The following is a 19,953-nucleotide window of genomic DNA, read 5'->3' on the forward strand; positions in this document are numbered from 1 at the left end:
TTTAGTTAATCATCGCCGTCCACAAAATCTTGTAAATAAGAAAATCTTTCTGTTAAAGTACCTTCGCTAGTGGTCATTTGTGCTCGTTCTAATATTCCATTCTTATCACCATTAAAAAATGCAGGAATCACGTGCTTCTCAAACATCTCACCAAAACCTTCACTCGCATCCTTAGGCAATTCACAAGGCAGGTTATCTACAGCCATAACGGTTATAGCGCCGGCTGTTTTAAATGGCACCTCTTTTTCGGTAGAAGCATCATAGGCATATATAGGATCTGCAATCGTGCTAGGTTTTATGGTACATGCAATAGGACCGTCAATATCACAACTCACGTCTGCAACAAGATTTATTTTAAAATCAGCAGCCCTCATATCTTCTCTCGTAAAAAAGTATGGCGCTTCATTACCATAAAAATGACCAGTAATCAACATATCTGTAACTTTGGCATATCTCATAAAGTCACTCTTCAACAACTCTGGATTATTATAGCACTCTGTTTTTGTAGGCTTATAACCATCTTTACGCGTGTAATAATCTATTACGTCTAACTGCGTATACACAGTTTGCACATTATTAAACTGCCCTAATTGTAAATATTCTTTAGGTTTTAAAGCATGTATATGTAATTCTTCCAGCACTTCTATAATACCACCGGCAACTTTTCCCACTCCAGTCATTGCGATGTTAATAGGTGGTAAATCACATTTAATGCGATGCAACTCTGCTTTAAGCGATTTATAATCTGGCAAGTTTTCTACCTTAGGTAATTCAAACAGTCCATCGCGCAAACCTAGTGCACGGAAACCATTATAAGCTCCTACAATACCGGCATATCTACCAAAACCTATTAATCTTGCTCCGTTCTTTTTTACAATCGTCTCATGATCATAAAGCTCAATTTTTTTATTTAAGATTGCTCTTAACAACTCTCTATTGTAGGGTTGCTTTTTAATGGTGTGCGAAAAGAAAAAATATTTTTTATTTGGAATCAAAGCATCCATAGGTACTTCTTTCACTCCTATCATTACATCGGCATTGCTCACATCTTCTTGAACTGTTATACCACTAGCCGCATATTGTGCGTCACTGAAAATTCTAATGGGAGAGGACTCTACTGTGAATTCCGCTTTCGCGAAAGCATGATTCAAACGACCTAACTGCTCTGGAGTAAACACTACTCTCCTATCTGGCGGACTCTTTCTCTCTCTAATTATGGCAAATTTCATAGCGGTATTTTAATGTAGCAATATAAGGAAATCAAGTAAAACCTTTCTATGGGGAATTATAGTCAATGAGTCGGGAAATATGATACAAATTTGAAGAGTAGCATCGATGCATCTTTGCCATGTAATTAAAGATAACCGCCTAGTAATAAGGCATAAAAAAAACAATATCATGAAAAAAGTAATCGCATTTTTAACCATCGCACTAGCATTAACAGCAACTTCTCAAGCGCAACACAGCATGAAGAAAGATAAGATGATGGATGCTCCTGTAAAAACAATTGCATTAGAACAAGTAGCTGGCGAATTTGTACAAAAAGAAATTAAAGTAAATCCTGGAACTTATGTATTTACAGTAACCAATAATGAGGTGGGACACGATGTAGGTTTTGTACTTGTGAAAAAAGGAGATGATATCTCTAACCCAAAGAATCATATTCAAACCGCATATGTAACGCAAGCTGTAGCCACTGGTCAGACGCAATCATCACAGGCAACAACATTGAGCGCAGGTTCTTACTATTACTTTTGCCCATTAAACCCTACGGCAACAGATAATTTATTAATTGTTGAGTAACTCTATGTAGTTCCCCATAGATATAGAGTATACTCTTGATCCCAACTCGCTGCTGAGTTGGGATTTTTTTTATTTCTTTTGGCATAGTTTTTACTACTGTTACAGTGGCTAATAATTATATTTGCAATCGCTTTGGTTTTGAGTCCTGGACTTAAAAAAGAAGTATAGACAATTTGGGGTCGACTGGTTTTGACAGCGAGACCGAGTTAATTGTAAGCATGTAGAGCGCTGGGAAACAGCTCTTAAATCTCATTTTTCATCTTTTTTAAACGGCGAGAATAACTACGCCCTAGCTGCATAATCCGAATTACAGTAGGATAGTGCCTCGGTCTACAAGGTAGACAAGCAGGAAATCTCTCAGCAGCCTTGATTTACGGCGACTGATTATGAGATTTCGTAAAAGTAAATCTATCCTCATCAGGGCTTTGATGTTGAGGAGAAACTCGATTGAAGACAAGCGTTACTTTGGTAGTTTCTAACCGGTGTAACGACTGAAATTAAATGGAAACTAAACATGTAGAAGGCCGTTAAATCGCTCGTTTGGACGAGAGTTCGATTCTCTCCGACTCCACAAAAAGCCTCTTAATCAATTGATTTTGAGGCTTTTATTTTTTAAGTTGACATTTTAGTTGACAATTTGTAAATCTTGTTGATATTTTTTTTGCAATGAGCCCCATAATAGTAATTCCCAGTCTCACCATCTAGCTCTTTACCATTGAATTTATAAGGTACATTGTAGCTGTTCTGATGTTCCTCTACTAGAGTTTCGCCAAAAGGAAGGTATTCCATATGTTGAGTCACTACTCCATTCATATTTGTAATATACGAAGAACTCCCCAAATGATCTGGATGGTACCAGTTAGTATCAAATCCCTGCAGCATTGTGTGTTTCACAACTGACAATCTTCGAAATTAAGCACCATCATAGAATAACACCATTTATAGTTACTTAGTGAATATATATAAGAATTATCTATTGAGTTTACAAAATTAAGCCTAAACCAATCTGAAAAATATGAGAAACATTATCTTAAGAATTAAATTTTTCAAAATGAATTACTAAGTCCTTTTGCTTTGAATTATTCCTTACAGTAGATAATACAATCCTTAGAAGCTCTTTTTGTTTATCAGTTGATTTATTTACCAAAGTTATTTCTTTATAAGTGTTGTTAGAAAAAAACAGAGTGTATTTTAACGCAAATCCATCCAAGGAAACATCATTGAAACTTTCGTAATCATCTGCTTTAAAATGGTCTAACAATTCTTTTAATTTTTCTGAAACGTTTTGATTTAATAATAAAATTTCAGAGGAATAGTAAAAATTACGACTATTATTCTCTTTCCATTCCCCTAATTTTTGATTTGGTGGCTTAACCGAAAGCACATTGATCTCAGAATAGTAAACAATAAGTTGATTTTTGTTCAAATCAAACATTAAATTTAGCGGAACTCCGTTAGATTTTGAACTATACAGAGTAATGTAAAGCTTATCTAATTCAGTTTCTCGAATATCTAATTTATTCTGACAAGAAATAAAAACAACAACTGCTGCTAGAAGGTAAAAAAATCTAAACATCATAATCCTCTATATGTTTTAACATTTCGCTCATTGAATTTAACTTGCCAAGGATTATAGTCAAATTTCTTATTAAGATCTGGTCTATAAATATGAAAAGTAGGGTGACGATTATAGTCTATCTTGGCATCTAGAAATTTATAAATAATATTGGTTGCGACTCCTTGGTCTCCGTATTCATTAGAGGCTACGTCGTCTGCTGTCGATGTCCCAGGATGACTGTGATAGAATCTTTTCAAGTGTAATATATTATAGCCACTGACACTATTAAATCTAGCAACCGTTTCTGAAAAGTGACTATTCCCTATGATGAATCTATTTCCCGAATACTCTTCTAATGCCCATTCGACACCACTATTATCAGCACCGAACTTAAAAACTTTGTACGCATCAGAACGATTTGATGTTTTTGCCCATACACCTGTTTTAATACCCCAAAGAGATTGACCTCCTGTATTATAGTTTATATCTTCCCACTGCAAATCAGATATTATAGTGCCGTCTGTAGATTTTGACTTATTAACTTGAACATAATTATCTTGATCTTTTATTTCACCACATTCATTTACAGCATACAATCGATCATACTTGTCGTCCGTCTTTTGTATCAATCTTACGTAGCCGTTATCATCTAGACCATAATCATCTTGAACACTTTCACCAGACATACCAGTAGGGTCAGTATAATTTAAAGGGTTGTTCCAAACATATCCATAAGAATCCATAGTCTGCTCCGCCAGCGGATCCACACTCAACCACTGACTAAACTTAGGATTATAATACCTCGCTCCGTAGTAGTAATTCCCAGTTTCTCCATCTAATTCCTTACCATTAAATTTATAAGGCACATTATAACTGTTCTGATGTTCCTCTACCAGAGTTTCACCAAAAGGAAGGTATTCCATGTGTTGATTAATTACCCCATTCATATTTGTAATGTACGAAGAACTGCCAAAAACTTGAAAGGAATATAGGTAACAAATTGAAGACTTTATCTAATTTCTATATTTGATTTGTAAAGTGTCAATATAGGGACTACGAAATTCATTCAACCTTATATTATTATTTTCTAAGAAGTAAGATGTCGAATACATTACGTTAAACGGTTCTCTTGTTTTATCATAACAACCTAATTGTATTCGAATTTTGCCATCGTTATTCCTATATTCTTCAATTCTTATATAACGTTTAGAAATTATTAACGTATCTAATAAAAGATTCTGATTATCAAGACAACTTTCAAATCTTAAAAATGTGGATTTATGATTAAATACAATGTGTAGTTTTTCATTTTCACGATAATTTTTAAAAAAATCATTTTCTAAAGTTTCACCAATAACTTTATTCATTATGTCACATTCATCAATCTTATTCTGATTTACACATGATAAACCAATAAAAAAAATAAAGGCGAAATATAATTCCTTATTTACCATTTTCAATTTGATTAATTAAATTAGTAGCCTCAATTCTATCAGCCTCTGTACTTTCTATATTCGTCATTTGACCGTAACCTCTAAAAGTATATGAATGATAATCTGCTTGCCATTCACCATTTTCTTGTTGAGTAAAAGTAAATTGTCTACTACCGTAACCTCCTTCAGAATCAGATTCCGAACTGATTGTTAAAGCCTTGAAATACATTGTGTTAACTTCTATTCCGTCTATCTCTGTGCAACCATAAACAACTTCACTTGCTAACAAAACTGCATGACCTTGCATGTCTCCAACTTCACCCATAAATACAATATCACCTAACTCACCTTTCGCTATATTGGATACAAATTGGCGATCAGTTCCATCTCCTTTTTTAAACCAGTTCATACCTCCTGTATCATGAGATCGTCCTTTAAATGCACCATTATTTGCTGAAAAACCTGATTTCAGAACATTCATCGTTGAGGAATTTGCTCCATTCATATATGAAGTCCAACAACTTTCGTAACATACGGTTTCAGTAGGAACCACACCTTTTTGATATTTCCAGCCTCCATTAAATCCATACCATTCGCTAAATGGTATGTTTTTATTTGCCATATTTCTTGCAGCCCATAATAAGGCAGGAATATTTTCTCTACCGTCAGGATCAACGTAGTTAATAGGATTATTTAATGTGTAGGTGTACGCACTAACATCATAATATTTCTCCGCTAGCGGATCAACAGAAAGCCATATTGAAAACTTAGGGTTGTAATAATACAATTTCATACCATCATAAATATAATTAAGCTATGACAATATTACACCCTACGACTATGATGAATATCAACAAAAAGTACAAGGACTTCTTTAATAAAAATGTCGCTGCGCTATAAAACAAAAAAGGAAAGCCGTTTCTGGCTTTCCTTATTATTAACTCTTAGCGTGTAGATCATTTGCATGACACTTAAGCCAGCTGGAAAAGATTTTAAAACAAACCTTTCTAAGTCTCAATAACAACTTTAATTGTCTTAAAATCTGATGATTCATTTATTTCAAGATGAACTTTAGACTTAATTAATTTCTCAGAATTGATAATTATTGACTCTTTAGATATTTCAATTTCATTTGGATATTCAATCAATATGTATTTCCCCTTTAAGTTTTCTTTATCTACGTTAATGTAATCAATTATAGCTTTTTTAAAAGAATCTAAGAACAGATCGGCAGAAAAATCCTCACAATTACCTGACGTTGAGATTTTAAATAGAATGTCTTCATCAGGTTTAAACTTCATTAAATAAACAGAACATTTATCATTCTTTTTCAATTCAATAATATCAAAAGAATTGACATAAGATTCTTTATCTGAACAATTAATAAAAATGAATGAAGTAATAAAAAGTATTAATAATCTAATCATCATCATCAGTTTTTACTGCCCAAATTCTTATGGACAAATTAGAACTCTTATTATATTGTAAGTAATCGTCTACGTCTGCTCCACCACCCATAACACCACTACTATATAAACTCATATCTCCCCAAAAATCTTCATAAAGAAGATCAACGTGACCCGTTGCACCGTACTCAGATCTATCTCCTGCTGATAAAACAATAATTCCTTTAAAGTCATCGCCTAAAGAATTTATTTGTTTCATTGCATCTTCTATTTTTTCGTCTGAATTTAGATTAGTCAAAGACAATGTTGGAGCTTCGATATCTTCAAGATAATTGCCCATACTAACAGCGTCTAATATAAAATTACCACTGTCATTATCGTTACCAGTTTGAATCCTAACATCAGCAGGCGTATCTTTTGAACTTGGTATAGAATATCCAGCACCATTAAGAGCATCAGACATTCTTATTGCACAAGTATTAGTATCCTTATTAGCGAGATACGATAAGGCAGAACCCTTTTTCTCTAATATACTTTGACCATCCTTGTTGTAATTATTTTTTATTGCTTCATAAAAGTAATTAGTTATTTTATCAGGTGGATCAACTATCTCTGGAGCCATCCCAGTAGGATCAGTATAACGTATGGGATTGTTAAAAGTGTAATTGTAAGGTGACCAACTGGGCATTTTCTCTGCCAGTGGATCCACACTCAACCACTGACTAAATTTAGGATTATAATACCTAGCCCCATAGTAGTAATTCCCAGTTTCACCATCAAGTTCCTTACCATTAAATTTATATGGCACGTTATAGCTGTTCTGATGTTCCTCTACTAAAGTTTCACCAAAAGGAAGGTATTCCATATGTTGAGTTACAACTCCATTCATATTTGTAATATACGAAGAACTTCCCAAATGATCTGGATGGTACCAGTAAGCATCTATCCACTCTGCATTATGAGAATATACGTTTACTTCTCCTTCTACTACTGGCGCAGACATCGTAAATGGTTGTTCTAAACTTGCATAGGTATCTGATAGTGCCGTATGTTGCTCTTGAGCAATAATATTAGCACCATTTGTATTTAATTTTTATTATTCCAAAATGTTCTAATTTGAAGGTCTATCCTTTCTTTTCAATCGAATTTATCCAAAATCTTCTTTTTAATCTTTTTCTTTTTGAATATTCCAATTCGTTACATATAAATAAATCAAAACACCTGTCTTTACAATCATCAAAAAATCGAACTGTATAAAATTCCCCTTTGTCAAAAAAATTATCGCCATACCATTCTGGACATGGAACTAATAAATTAATTGTTTTAGAATTGTAATTTGGAAGATTTAAACTAGTGATTTTAAACTCCATCATTACAGAGCTGACAATCAAAGATTGACATTCACAATGAGGATTTATTTCACTATTTAGAGTTGCTTCTAATTTAAAAAGTTCTTGATAGTTCTTTGCATCATTTGAAATAATTGCTGAAAAAATAATGATACAAATAAGATTATTTGAAAAGAGTTATTCATTATTTAAATTTTAGGGACTACATTTCCATTAACAACACGCCATCTTACATTCTTAGTTTCACCATTTTTGATATAAGGAGTTTTAAATGTTGCATTCATAACTGGGAAAGTTTTAGTCAGTTCAGAAGAAGTTTGTCTTTAATCAATGTATCCATAAACGATAAAAACCAGTAATCAAATTATATTTTGATTACTGGTTTTCAATGATTTAATTTCTCAAAATTGTTTATGACCTAGTTTACTACATTGCCAGCCATAGATAAATAGTAAAAACTTTAAAAGACATTTTTTAAAGAATTTTCAATCATTAGATGACTCGTAAAAATACTTAGAAACCAGTCAAATACAATTTTCTTTTGAACCTTTAAAATACAAGCTTTTATTAAACTCTGACTTGTTAAAAACTTTTATTGAATCTTTATCATATTCTATGAGAAAATTGCGGTATTCCCCATTCTGATTACGATATTCCACGAAAGGCTCTTTGATTTTCTTATCTCTACCAGTACCAGCATTCATTTTAATAAAAATAATCTTCTCAACACCTTCAATAAAATCAATTGAGTGAATAATCAATTTAGTTTGATTTACTTCATTTAAATAAATATTTTTTGTAAAAGTAAATTTTGTTTCATTTACTTTCCTATTCCTCAAATTATCAATATTGATGTTTGAATTCGCTATCTCATACTCTAAATGAAAATCATTGTTCCCAACAGTAGGGTTTTGATAAAGTATTATAAATAAAACTACCCCTGTTAATATCATTAGAGTTAATATAATTATAGATTTGAATTTGATAAAAGTTTTCATTATTAAATTTTTAATGGTCCTTGAAAATCTCTAAATGCATCATATCTGTCAAATTTAATTGGTGTGATGGTATGGGTTGGTCTTATCTCTGTAAGTATTGCCTTTTTACCATGAATCGCTTTATCATCTATAAATAAATTACTAGTTGAATCGTAATAAAACCTATTTGCCTGATTATCAGTTCCAGCGTTATGAAAATAAAGGCGTACAGCCACCAGCTGACACGCTTAAAAAGCTATCCGAAGTTTTTAATGTTTCTATTGATTTTCTAGTCTATGGTGGTACTGAAGAAAAGGCTAATCAACTCTTAGGCGATAATGAACTCCTAACACAGTTTAAAGCGGTATCTGAACTTGAACCTAAAGATCGTTCTACTATCAAAGAAGTTATCGATGCGATGATTAAAAGGGCTCGATTAAGGAATATAGCGGCGTTATAAATCAAAAAAAGGAAAGCCATTGCTGACTTTCCTTTTTCTTTACTCCGATGATATAGATCTAATTATTTGCGAGACGTTTTCACCACAGATATGGAAATTGTTTTCTATCTATGGACATAAACCTAAGCGATATTTATTTTTTGATTTGATAGAATAAATGAAAACCATGTTTTTATCTATTCTTTCTTTATGTCTTAATTCTATCGGTGTTAACCATTCTGGACATTGATCTAATTTAGTGTATTCAGTATTACTGAAAAGACCTTCAATTTCAAATTTTGATACAATCAGATCCTTTGTTTCAAGAGTTCTTTTTAAATCTTCTAATTTGTTAGAATCCATATTTAGACAATTCGTATCGTCAATAACGTCGCACAATGATTCTATCTGTTCATATTTCGTAATTAGCCTCGTAAATTTACTGCGATATGTTACGCCATTCAGCTCTTTCGCTAGATTTCCTGAAAAAGAAGATTTAGCCACAAAATCAAATTCGATTTCCTTTTCATTCACACAGCTTGTAATTAATAGTAATTGACATAAAATGAATAAAAAGTAAAATTTTCTAGTTGCCATAATAAATCCATTTTGATGAATCATTATTGAATGGATTCCAATCACCATCAGCAGGATAAGCCATTCTATTTCCAAATCTCTCAAAACTTACTTTTGTAGTAGAAGCTCTTACACTTCCTACTGGTGTATTCCAGAAAAATGATTCTGCAATATTTTGACCATTAGTGTCAAAATTTGAAGATGGTCTAGTAGAATTACAAGTATTCATCAATAAAGTCGAACAACTAATATCACCATTGGGTTTTGGTAAATCACTCACGCTTGTACCTTGGGTTCCACTAATATTTGTTTTACCAGTACTAGTACTTACAATGTATTGTCCGTCTAAGGTAGATGAATCTCCATCGGGATCAGTATCTAAATGTAAAGCCTGATCACTACCATGCATATTAAAAACAATCAAATTAGGCGCACCTTCCATATCACCCCAGTCTTCAGCGAAATCAGATTCTGTTTTGGCATCGCTTAATGCTACGCTTCCTTCACCATATTTTTTCACATATGCATCATATTGTGCTTTAGCTTGTTCATTAAAACCTCCATCATCACCGCCACTTGCATTTGAATCATAAAACATATAAACTTTGACGTTTTTACGTTGATCCTCCGTTAATAAATTTCCTTCTTTATCACGCCAATCTTCGACTTGACGTCCATCAGGATCAATATAATTTATTGGATTATTAAGCGTGTAGGCATACGACGAGTAGCTATAATATTTCTCCGCTAATGGATCAACACTCAACCACTGACTAAACTTAGGATTATAATACCTCGCTCCATAGTAGTAATTCCCAGTTTCTCCATCTAGTTCCTTACCATTAAATTTATAAGGCACATTATAGCTATTTTGATGTTCCTCTACTAAAGTTTCACCAAAAGGAAGGTATTCCATATGTTGAGTTACAACTCCATTCATATTTGTAATATACGAAGAACTTCCCAAATGATCTGGATGGTACCAGTAAGCATCTATCCACTCTGCATTATGAGCATAAGAATTAACAATTCCTTCCACAACTGGGCTTACCAAATTAAAAGGCTGTCCCAGTTCTGTATAAGTATTATTTAACGCTGTTTGTTGTTCTTGAACTGTTGCATCAGCCATATTTCTGACCACAGTACCATTACCTCCAAACCAGTCTCTCTCATCAGGATACAAGCCTAAATCTTTAGCTGTACCAATGGTACTATTAATACGCTGTGCATCGAGGTAATAATGTTTGGTATATCTCACAACGGTATTACCACTTTGCGGTCCACTACCTTCTTCATAATTAACCGTACGAGCCGTAAGTAATGCACTAGGATAAATTACATCTCTATGTGTTTCATTTTTAGAAAGACTCTCTGCATTATTAGTGACATCTAATCGCACTGGAATATGTCTTACTACACGTTCCCCACCAGCATCATAGGTATAAACAGAGAGTTGATTTGCACCACCTTCTTCTGGATTTAAGTTTACAGCTCTCAATCTATTCTCTTCATCCCAATGATATGTCCTTAGAGTTGTATTCTCTTGAGCTACTTCACCTTCTAAGGCATCTGGTTGATCGTCGTGATTAATAACTACATCTACGGTAGTTTGATTACCGTTAGCGTCATAATTAAATACCGTTTTCTTATATCTCGGATCCTCTTGAGTATAAGTATTATCATCTGGTGTTTCAATAATCTCTCTTACCGCATGTGGTTGTACATAACCTACATCTCCAGCAATCCCAGGAGTGATATTAGTAGCCTCAGCATACTTTTGATATTCCAAGTGATAACTAGTAGGTTGAACCACTTGTGGATTACTAAGTGGACTTGTATGATCTGGTGCTGTTCCTTGAGTATGCATTTGCGTTTTACTAGTAATATTATGAGCTACATCATAAGTCATATCAAGTTGATAAGTATTCCCCAAATAAGGAGTCGTCAAATCATTTGCTCCTGTATATCTACCAGATGCTGTTGTCAATCTATTAAAATTATCATAAGTATACGTATGTGAAATAGCGCCGCCTATCTCTCCTGTAGCTGGAAGTGAGGAGTTAGGACTTAAGGTGTTGATTCCTGTAACATTACTTAACACGTCATACTGATATTCATTTGTGATAGAACTATTGGCAAATGAATGAGATAGCGTTTCCATTCTGCGACGATTATCATAGGTATAAAGTGTGCTTGTTCCATTACCATAGGTGACTTCAGTACGTTCTCCGAGATCATTGTATTTAATACTGGTTAGTAAATCCTGATCTGTAGTATGAACTCCAGGTACTTGTCTTGTGATTCGGTTTAATTTACCACCTATGTTATATCTGTATTGCACCACTTCATCATCTGGGTATTTAATACTCTGCACTCTATTGAAATTATCATACTCCCATTCCGTATTGAACCAGTAGGTATGTCTTCCCGGTACACTTACCCCACGTAAATGTCTATCCATGTTACCGAGAGCATCATAATTAAACAATTGAACTCCACTGGCATCTTTTTGCATAAACAGCTTTCCAATGACATTCTCACCATCGGTGGTATTATCTCCATAAGTATAAGTCACATTATTTGAAGGGTTTTGCGGATATTCAATTTCAGTCAACCTATTAAAATCATAAGTGTATTTGATAGGCTGTGCTGCTTGCTCTATAAGATTTGAGGTAGTACGTTCTGTCATGTTACTCAACTCATCATAAGTGAACTGTTGAACTCCACGATCTGGATGACTTTGTTGGATGGTACGACCTGCAAGATCATACCAGTACTTCGTCTCATAACCTTGTTGATTCTTAACTCTCGTTTGTTGATTTAAGTGATCATAGAAAAACTCGGTAGCTATAGTGTTGTTTTGAACAATCTTGCGCTGTCTACCTCTTATATCTGTAAAGGTTTTCATAGTCTGCCCTTTCTCATTGATAGTCTCAACGGTAAACATGTTGTTTTCAATACCGAAGCTATTGGTAGCTGTTTGAGCTTCACCAGGCTGATTTGAAGTAATCACACGATCCCTTACATCATAGGAGCTTAAGGCAGCTGGAAAAGTCGTATTGGCTAGGTTATTATAAGTAAAACTAGCACTAGGAATGTTATTAGACTGCCCAGCTGAAGGATAACCAGTTTGAATAGTTGGCAAGTAACTTTCAATTACGCGTCCATAAGTATCCATTTTCTTTTTTCCATCGATGAGCCATACCAGTCCATTAGTACTCTCATTAGTATAATGAGATTTTTTTAATTGAATGGCACTTCCTAATCCATCGACTATACTCACGGTGAGCAGTTGATTGTCTTGAGCATCTGGCACTCTATGTCTTGTAACCGCCCAGTGAGAAGAATTATTACCAGACGTAGGAGGCACAAAACTATTAGATGCATCTATAATATAATTCTGACCAGAAAAATTTGATGGCAGACTCTCATTTTCATATTGCATGCGTAAGGTCCAAGTATCTTCTGGAGCAATTACTTCAAGGACACGACCACGATCATCATATCGAGTATGCATGGTGTTCCCATTCATATCAGTCATGGACAGTGGTAAACCATATCTATAGTTATAAGTCGTTGAAGACACCTCATTAAAGTGATTAGTCACTAATGTTGGATAGCTATGAACTACAGGGTCATATTCAACATTTGTGGTGTATTGGTTCCCATCGGCAATAAGTCTGAATTTAAGCATGTTTCCATAGGTATCATATAGAAAATTACTTACTAAGGCATCTGTATCATTAAGATGAGAAGTAAACCAGTTGGCTTTATTTAAGCTGTAGGATGCTTCACGCTTACGCGAAAGCGAATTATCACTTAATTTACGCACCTCTATTTTACTAGGAGCATTGAAGTGAAGATTAGAATCATAATGGTAAGTGATGAAGGTAATGAACCCATCTGCATTTGGTCCATGATTATAAGTATCTCCATAATCAACATACTGGGTTAAATTCCCATACTGGTCATAGGTTTTAAATTCAGTAATATGACTCAAACTTTGACCATTTTCAAAAACCGTATTAGTAGATTTCTTAAGTAGTGGTAAATATCTTTGATTAAACTTAGCTAAAAAGTCATCGCTTGGTATCGTTTGATTCACGCTTGGTGATGAAGCAACGCTTAAAACATATTCGTTTAGAGTTTCAGAAAGTATATTATCGTTGCCATCATAAGATGCCTGACGTTTCATTTTTCCTTGAATGTAAACATTTGAATTATGGTATTCCATAACGGTGTATCTGAATACACTGTTAGTTGTAGTAGGGTCTTCTTGATGTACGGTCACTTTTCCAAATCCTAAGAAACTACGTTCTCTACGATGATACATAGGGTCTTCATAAGAAACGGTTGTTTTAGTTTCGTTCAGTTTCCAAGTACTATCTCCATTAAATCCATCATTAGTTACAATTTCAGAAAGCGCCCACTTGTTAGATGAAAGATTAAATTCGTTTCCTGTTCTCGTATAGTCAACTGTCCAAGATCCTCCCATAGGAACTTTTACTTTTTTAAGTAAATGAGTTTTACCTACATTATTTAATCTTGCCGTAAGGTCATCATTAGCATCAGAACTTATAATATCTACATAACCATCTCCATTTATATCTTGAAATGTTCTCGCGGTTGTATTAATCCCACCGTTAGTAGATAATGAAGGTGTAGTTGTAACCTTAACCGGAACACCCAAAATATTGAATCCAAATCCAAAAGTTACAGAACCAAATAAGTTACCTGAAATCGTTTCATTTATTTGAATATCATTAGTTGCAAATCTTCTTGAAATATTCGAAAACTCATCACCTTGATTAACGTAGTAGTATGTATGATTTCCACTTTTTACTACCAAATCTGGTAGCCCGTCTCCATTAACATCAAGTAAAGTAGAGCCTAATAAAGATTCTCCCTCTGAGCCACCTAATCCTACTGCAAAAGAGGCAGTAGTCTTACCTGAAAGCGTGGAAGAACCTCCAGCGCTTGTGCTCATAGACGTTGAACTACGAGTAGAGGCTCTTAATGTGGATGAACTTGTAGCCCAAACTTGATCAGAATCAAATCGATATCCTAAATTCAAACGCACTTTAACTTCATCAGTCTTAATTAATACTTGATCTGCAAGGCCATCTGCATTGATGTCTATGTACAATTTTACATTTTCACTATTACCAGTTCCGCTATTTAGTCCTGAATTAATGTTGGTAGTAGGTTCATTTGCTCTCGGCGAAGCATCTCCATTGGCACTGTCTTTTGTTGTAGAATTTGGAAATATTCCAGAAATACTTGCCCCTACAGTATCATCATTACTATCTGATCCTGTCGGGAAAGGAACATTAAAACTCAATGGGTCAGTTAAAGCTCCTTTAGAATTAGTATACTGAGCTCTATTAGGAGTAACTAAATCTGGATAACGATCTCCATTGATATCTACATATTGTAGTAAGGTTGTAGATGAGGACTTACTGTCCGTTCCAGAAAAACTTGCTGCGCCAGCTCCAATATTGCCAGAGACAGCACTACCTTTAGATTTCGTTCTTACAGGAAGAGCCCGAAGAAAAGATGTACTTCCAGAAAGTAAATCTAGCGGATCAATCCAAACATCATGTAAATCTGGCTCTCCAAATCTTCCTATTTTGGCAGTTAATAGTTGATTCTGATTGAACCCATAACTGGCATGTTCTGTTAAAGCTGTTGTCTGTTTATTAAAAATTAGCTCGTTAAGATATCTTTGATTACTGTTATCTGCTCCATACGTAGTATATCTAATAGCAGTTTCATTAGGATCGTCCGGATTGTTATTTTGATTGTTGGTGTCAAAAGTAAATACATTAGGATCAATAGGTCCTGAAAAATCTATTGGACTATTTAGATTAGTGATTTCTCCATCATTGTCATATGTAAAAGTGATACCGCCATTATAAAGAAACTCTCCCCAACCTCTATACGCTGCGCCATAAAACGCAGGAGATTGAGCTAAGAATGGATCTTCAATAGTTCTAGTGATATAGGTGTAACTTCCTTGCTGGTTGGAGGCTAGTTCAAACTTAATATCTTTTGAGAAAGTACTCGTCGCATTACCTATACTAACATTGTCTACATAAAATGCACTTTGAATAAGATCCTGTGAAGACCTTAAAGAATATGCCTTTTCTTTACTGATCATAAAGGACTTGTAAATATCTGTACTTGCTTGAGAAAAATCTAGTTGATTATTTAAGTCTTCATCTGAAAAATAAGTTACGCAAGACATGCAATTTTCAACTTTAGCGTAAACCGTTTTTTTGTGTAATATTTCCGGTTGAGTAGAAGAACCAGCTTTTGTAACCCAAGAGAGTTTGAATACTTTAGGATGAGTAATGTTTAAGGTTCCATAAACACCTCTCAACCTATTTGTCAATGATGACCCAGAAAATAAATTATGACTTACCTTGATCATATCTGCTGATCCATCTTGAGGAATGTTAGGATCAACAGGAGCATTAGGAAATTCACTAGCATTAAAGAAAGTGTCTATTTCGTTTACATTATCACTAAAAGAAGTATGACTTACAGGTGGGTTTATAGTAACCGTGTTGCCATCAGTAAGATAGCTTACCTCAGGTATCCATTCTATTTCGTCCCATCTGATGTTTGAAGAACTAATTACCAAAAATTCAATATCATAGCTTTTATTTCCAGTATTTAAGTAGTGATTTGGGACAACAACGTTAAAATTTAAAGGTGTTGTAGAAAAACCAGTCAACTTATCATATGTGAGTTCTGCCGCGATTTCTTGTGTTGGTAAAACGGTTTCGTCAATTTCTCCCGTTGAAGTATGGTAATAAGTGTTTTTAATAACTCTAAAGGTGACATCATCACTTAAAATAGGATGATTTTGATCGAAAGAATTTAATTTCCAATCTACCATGACTTGAGAAGTTTCAGGATTTGGTGTCCAAGAACTACCATCTACAATGTAATCATTAACGGCTGAATATCGTAAAGTATTCTTACCGTTAAAGTCTAACCTGTCTATGATTGAAGCAGTATTACTCGTATACCTAATGAATGGATTCCATTCGGTCTCTGCGCCACATCCATAGTTTAGATTATGACTTCTAAAATATAAGATGTCTCCTTTATTAACTACTAATGTCTTACTCATAGATCCACTCGTACCCAAGGAATACTTTGTAGATGTTTTTTCGACACTAATAGTTTCAGTACCTGCATCATATTTCTCTAAGGTAAATTTCACTCCATTATTTCCAGCGCCTGCATCACATGTGTTCAAATCTCTTATAATAGCATTACCTGTAATACTCACGGTTCCATCATACTCTGCTCGCCATGCTTTCACATGATCAAATTGAGAATGTTGTGATTTTACTTCATCCAAGGTTGGAAGCTCTAAATCAGGAAGGATATCAAGGCTTACTGAACCAACTGAAATTTCATTCTGGCCTATAGCTCCAGGTGAGAAATCGACGGGTTGATTGGTATCATCATCTACTATATTTATTCTTGCCGAACCATAACGCATAAAATCTACGAGACCATCACCATTAAAATCCGTAAAATATCCATCTGTTTCACTACGAGTAGTACTCCAACTTTTCCCAGCACCAACTAATCCACCTACATTAGCATCAACACCGAAGCCGGTCGTTATAGACTTTGATTTTCCTAAATCATCTATAGTTAAAATGGGAATTATAGTAGAGTCAAAACCATTGTTTTCCCCTAAATTTTTATTGTAGGCAACGCTTTCTATTCCTGGCAATTGGAAATAATGAAATACCCTATCTGGTAAACCATCACCATCTATATCGATCAATCTAGAGGCTGTCTTTTCATTGTTAACAGAATAATTGGTACTTCCACCTATTGTAGTACTTACACTTTTAACATTATTCCCAATTCCAGCACCAACTCTGAGTCCTCCAGAAACACCACTAGAATAACCAGTACTTATCGCACTACCAGAAGAGTTGGTTATACTAGCTACTATATTTGTATTGGAAACTAAATCGACAGAATTTGCATTGTCCCAATCATTTTGAGAATTCGAATTAATCAAATCAACACCATTAGACTCTTCAAAGTATTCAAATTGATTCTCATAAAATAAATCAAGATTGCTATCATATTCCGAGATACTTGATAAAAGAGTTTTCTCAAATGGAGATTCATCATATTCTAGAGCATACGCCCTTACTAATTCGGATGAACCAGAATGATAAGTCACACTTATTTCTGTTAATAAATCTTTGGTTTCAATTAAAGTACCAGTGCTAGCATTTAGAACTGCATCTTTCCTTGCATTGTAGGTTCCTCCACCAGTAATCCCATAGGAGTTCCTGTTAAACAGAACTTTATAATAGTTATTGACTCCACTATGTTTTGTATATTCAATGTGACTAGGATAGAAATATTGTGATCCCGTATACGAAGCATTCATCATCCCTTTGGAATAGAAATACTCTATATAGTTTCCAAAAGGATCTATTTGTTTTTTAATAGCCCAATGAGTTTTGGGGTTACTAGAATTTCCATCTACATTAATAGAACTATTAGAGTCAACACCTGATTCAGTTCCACCGTAAAAAGTTGTCATACCAGATCTGTCCTTAACCTCCCAGTAGTAATTACTTGGATTAGAACCATGACGTGTAATTTTTTGATAACCGCCTTCAACTCTTAAAAAGAACTCACGATTTGTAGCTCTTGAAATATCAATTGAACTTCTATGAGGATTAGTATATGCACCTGTTCGATCTCTAAGCACTAGACTTTGGCCATTTAGTTGGTATAATTCAGTTTCATTGGTATTATCAAATATTGGAACTCCCCATCTGGTGTCCAAAGTAATGGCTGGTAACTGGACATTCCATCCTAGACCTGTCCAACTATTCCCACCTTCACTATTATAGGAAATAGCCACTTGCGGTGTCATACCATTTCTTCCTGCCGGTAATTTGATTGGAAAAGAAGTATTTAACGTACCTGATGAATTTGGGCTTGGCGGTGAAACAGAAACAACCTGAGAAGTAGGGTTTGCATATTCCATGTCTGTAATGGTCGTTGGAGCAAAACTATTGGTTTCTGCCATTTCAGGAACGGTCAAAACACCATTGATATAATCAGTATCTCCTTGATATGCTAAGAAAATCTTTGCATTTTCAACGTCTATAAAGCTAGGCTCAAGAGTAATCCATTCCTTTTTAGAAGTATCAAAATAAAAACCCTTTACACCTCTAACAGAATAACCATCAGGGATTTTATCACAATCAAAAGGTAAAACGATCTGAGCGAGTCCATGATCTTTTTCGTTGTAATTCTGGGATTTTATACGCACAGCTAACTGATTTGACAAACCTATATTTACCAAATCCGAATTAAGCGGAGCAATGTCTTTAAAGGCTAAAGAGTTAATGCTTAGTGCGCTTTTATTAATACTTGATACATGCAATGAATCAAATTGAATACGAGCCAGATCGGCATCAATCGTAATCGCATTGCTGCTGACGCTTTCATTGAATTGAATCTTATTTCCCTTCTTTAATTTACTAAGTTCTACTTTCTTTTTGTAGATGGTGCCGTTTGCAGATGAGTATTCTAGGGTAACAGTTTTGCCTTTATAATTATTTAAAACTGCTTCGAATAGATGATCAGAGATATCTATATTTTGGTTATTAATTTTTAAAGAAGCTATATCATCTTTTACAAAACCACTTAATAGTACTTGACTCTTTTTAGGTAAATATGTCTTTTCGGTAAAATGAATTGATTCGTTTGACTTTTTGCGGAAAGAAATAGAAACAGATTTTATTTCATAGTGATATTCTTTATCTACACGTCGATTAAAGAAAATTTCATTTTCTCCATTCTTAATCCAACTAATTGGCAGGTATTCTTCAACACGTTTCCAATCACTATTTTCAACTATAGACTGCCCACCATAAGCCTCGTGTTTATTAATACTTTTAGTAGTGTTTGTGGCATCTAATACTCCATTTAATTCATAAGATAAAAAAGCGTCATATTGATCTAAAGGCAACGATTCTGGGATAGTAACGCTAAAAAAGTTATCCTTTGGACTTTCCTTTACTCCATCTTTTTTAACTCCAATGAATCCATAATTTTCTACCGAATTGTAAGTGTTTGGTTTATCAGTAGAAATAATCACTTTATTTTTATTGGATGATTTTGATGTAATGGGACGATTTCCCTCAATACCTGAATCACTTTTAGATTCGTGAAAATCTAAATTTCCAAAAAAAGTATTTACCGTAAGATTTGAGTAGTCTGATAATGCTAAAGTCTGAGAAATAGGTTGAGCAAACACTAAGGTGTATGACATGAACAACATCATTGAAGTAGTAAACCAGTGATATTGCTTATTATTTTTGTTATTTGAATTCATCTTCTGAAAA

The 19,953-nt window shown here is 34.2% G+C and carries 13 protein-coding genes and 1 other RNA gene; 3 read left to right on the forward strand and 11 right to left on the reverse strand.

The window, feature by feature from the left end; all coding sequences use genetic code 11:
• Positions 1-5: 5 nt before the first annotated feature.
• Positions 6-1,229, reverse strand: a complete 1,224-nt coding sequence (locus R1T42_RS07925; RefSeq protein WP_317289955.1) for an NAD(P)-dependent oxidoreductase — start codon at positions 1,227-1,229, stop codon at positions 6-8.
• A 169-nt stretch (positions 1,230-1,398) separates the two neighbouring features.
• Between R1T42_RS07925 and R1T42_RS07930 the strand changes: the two genes are divergently transcribed.
• A complete protein-coding gene (locus tag R1T42_RS07930) occupies positions 1,399-1,803 on the forward strand; it encodes a plastocyanin/azurin family copper-binding protein (RefSeq protein WP_036579730.1) in 405 nt (134 codons plus the stop codon).
• Between the two features lie 175 nt (positions 1,804-1,978).
• Positions 1,979-2,377: a transfer-messenger RNA gene (ssrA, locus tag R1T42_RS07935) on the forward strand.
• 38 nt (positions 2,378-2,415) lie between these two features.
• Here ssrA and R1T42_RS07940 read toward each other — a convergent pair.
• The 8 genes from R1T42_RS07940 to R1T42_RS07975 all read right to left on the reverse strand — a co-directional run bounded on the left by R1T42_RS07940 (position 2,416) and on the right by R1T42_RS07975 (position 8,547).
• Entirely contained in the window at positions 2,416-2,685 is a 270-nt protein-coding gene (locus tag R1T42_RS07940; protein WP_317289956.1) for an RHS repeat domain-containing protein, read from the reverse strand.
• 148 nt (positions 2,686-2,833) lie between these two features.
• Positions 2,834-3,382 (reverse strand): hypothetical protein, encoded by a 549-nt coding sequence (locus R1T42_RS07945; RefSeq protein ID WP_317289957.1) that lies wholly within the window; start codon positions 3,380-3,382, stop codon positions 2,834-2,836.
• On the reverse strand, positions 3,379-4,284 hold the full coding sequence (locus R1T42_RS07950) for an RHS repeat-associated core domain-containing protein (protein WP_317289958.1): 906 nt from the start codon (positions 4,282-4,284) through the stop codon (positions 3,379-3,381). Before R1T42_RS07950 ends, R1T42_RS07945 begins: the two co-directional genes overlap by 4 nt.
• A 90-nt stretch (positions 4,285-4,374) precedes the next feature.
• Positions 4,375-4,728 carry a hypothetical protein gene (locus R1T42_RS07955; RefSeq protein WP_317289959.1) on the reverse strand — a complete coding sequence of 118 codons (354 nt, stop codon included), beginning with the start codon at positions 4,726-4,728 and terminating at the stop codon, positions 4,375-4,377.
• Between the two features lie 76 nt (positions 4,729-4,804).
• On the reverse strand, positions 4,805-5,587 hold the full coding sequence (locus tag R1T42_RS07960; RefSeq protein ID WP_317289960.1) for an RHS repeat-associated core domain-containing protein: 783 nt from the start codon (positions 5,585-5,587) through the stop codon (positions 4,805-4,807).
• Between the two features lie 214 nt (positions 5,588-5,801).
• Positions 5,802-6,221, reverse strand: coding sequence for a hypothetical protein (locus R1T42_RS07965; RefSeq protein WP_317289961.1), 420 nt, complete (start codon positions 6,219-6,221; stop codon positions 5,802-5,804).
• Positions 6,214-7,203, reverse strand: coding sequence for a T6SS effector amidase Tae4 family protein (locus R1T42_RS07970; protein WP_317289962.1), 990 nt, complete (start codon positions 7,201-7,203; stop codon positions 6,214-6,216). Before R1T42_RS07970 ends, R1T42_RS07965 begins: the two co-directional genes overlap by 8 nt.
• 870 nt (positions 7,204-8,073) lie before the next feature.
• Positions 8,074-8,547: a hypothetical protein gene (locus R1T42_RS07975; RefSeq protein ID WP_317289963.1), complete on the reverse strand. Its 474-nt coding sequence runs from the start codon at positions 8,545-8,547 to the stop codon at positions 8,074-8,076.
• Positions 8,548-8,692: 145 nt separating this feature from the next.
• Here R1T42_RS07975 and R1T42_RS07980 point away from each other — a divergent pair, with 145 nt between their 5' ends.
• Positions 8,693-8,986 (forward strand): helix-turn-helix domain-containing protein, encoded by a 294-nt coding sequence (locus tag R1T42_RS07980; protein WP_317289964.1) that lies wholly within the window; start codon positions 8,693-8,695, stop codon positions 8,984-8,986.
• 108 nt (positions 8,987-9,094) lie between these two features.
• On the opposite strand, the gene R1T42_RS07985 is transcribed toward R1T42_RS07980, so the two are convergent.
• Together R1T42_RS07985 and R1T42_RS07990 are read right to left on the reverse strand one after the other, a co-directional pair.
• Positions 9,095-9,562 (reverse strand): hypothetical protein, encoded by a 468-nt coding sequence (locus R1T42_RS07985; protein WP_317289965.1) that lies wholly within the window; start codon positions 9,560-9,562, stop codon positions 9,095-9,097.
• The gene (locus R1T42_RS07990) at positions 9,552-19,943 is read right to left on the reverse strand and encodes a SpvB/TcaC N-terminal domain-containing protein (protein ID WP_317289966.1); all 10,392 of its coding nucleotides are present in this window, start codon (positions 19,941-19,943) and stop codon (positions 9,552-9,554) included. Before R1T42_RS07990 ends, R1T42_RS07985 begins: the two co-directional genes overlap by 11 nt.
• Positions 19,944-19,953 lie beyond the last annotated feature (10 nt).

The organism is Nonlabens ulvanivorans (assembly GCF_032922765.1).
GTDB lineage: Bacteria > Bacteroidota > Bacteroidia > Flavobacteriales > Flavobacteriaceae > Nonlabens > Nonlabens ulvanivorans.

What these genes read in the sequence shown, in the direction of transcription:
- R1T42_RS07925 (WP_317289955.1), bottom strand. Translation starts at nt 1,229, where the DNA reads ATGAAATTTGCCATAATTAGAGAGAGAAAGAGTCCGCCAGATAGGAGA.
- R1T42_RS07930 (WP_036579730.1), top strand. Translation starts at nt 1,399, where the DNA reads ATGAAAAAAGTAATCGCATTTTTAACCATCGCACTAGCATTAACAGCA.
- R1T42_RS07940 (WP_317289956.1), bottom strand. Translation starts at nt 2,685, where the DNA reads ATGCTGCAGGGATTTGATACTAACTGGTACCATCCAGATCATTTGGGG.
- R1T42_RS07945 (WP_317289957.1), bottom strand. Translation starts at nt 3,382, where the DNA reads ATGATGTTTAGATTTTTTTACCTTCTAGCAGCAGTTGTTGTTTTTATT.
- R1T42_RS07950 (WP_317289958.1), bottom strand. Translation starts at nt 4,284, where the DNA reads ATGGAATACCTTCCTTTTGGTGAAACTCTGGTAGAGGAACATCAGAAC.
- R1T42_RS07955 (WP_317289959.1), bottom strand. Translation starts at nt 4,728, where the DNA reads ATGAATAAAGTTATTGGTGAAACTTTAGAAAATGATTTTTTTAAAAAT.
- R1T42_RS07960 (WP_317289960.1), bottom strand. Translation starts at nt 5,587, where the DNA reads ATGAAATTGTATTATTACAACCCTAAGTTTTCAATATGGCTTTCTGTT.
- R1T42_RS07965 (WP_317289961.1), bottom strand. Translation starts at nt 6,221, where the DNA reads ATGATTAGATTATTAATACTTTTTATTACTTCATTCATTTTTATTAAT.
- R1T42_RS07970 (WP_317289962.1), bottom strand. Translation starts at nt 7,203, where the DNA reads ATGTCTGCGCCAGTAGTAGAAGGAGAAGTAAACGTATATTCTCATAAT.
- R1T42_RS07975 (WP_317289963.1), bottom strand. Translation starts at nt 8,547, where the DNA reads ATGAAAACTTTTATCAAATTCAAATCTATAATTATATTAACTCTAATG.
- R1T42_RS07985 (WP_317289965.1), bottom strand. Translation starts at nt 9,562, where the DNA reads ATGGCAACTAGAAAATTTTACTTTTTATTCATTTTATGTCAATTACTA.
- R1T42_RS07990 (WP_317289966.1), bottom strand. Translation starts at nt 19,943, where the DNA reads ATGAATTCAAATAACAAAAATAATAAGCAATATCACTGGTTTACTACT.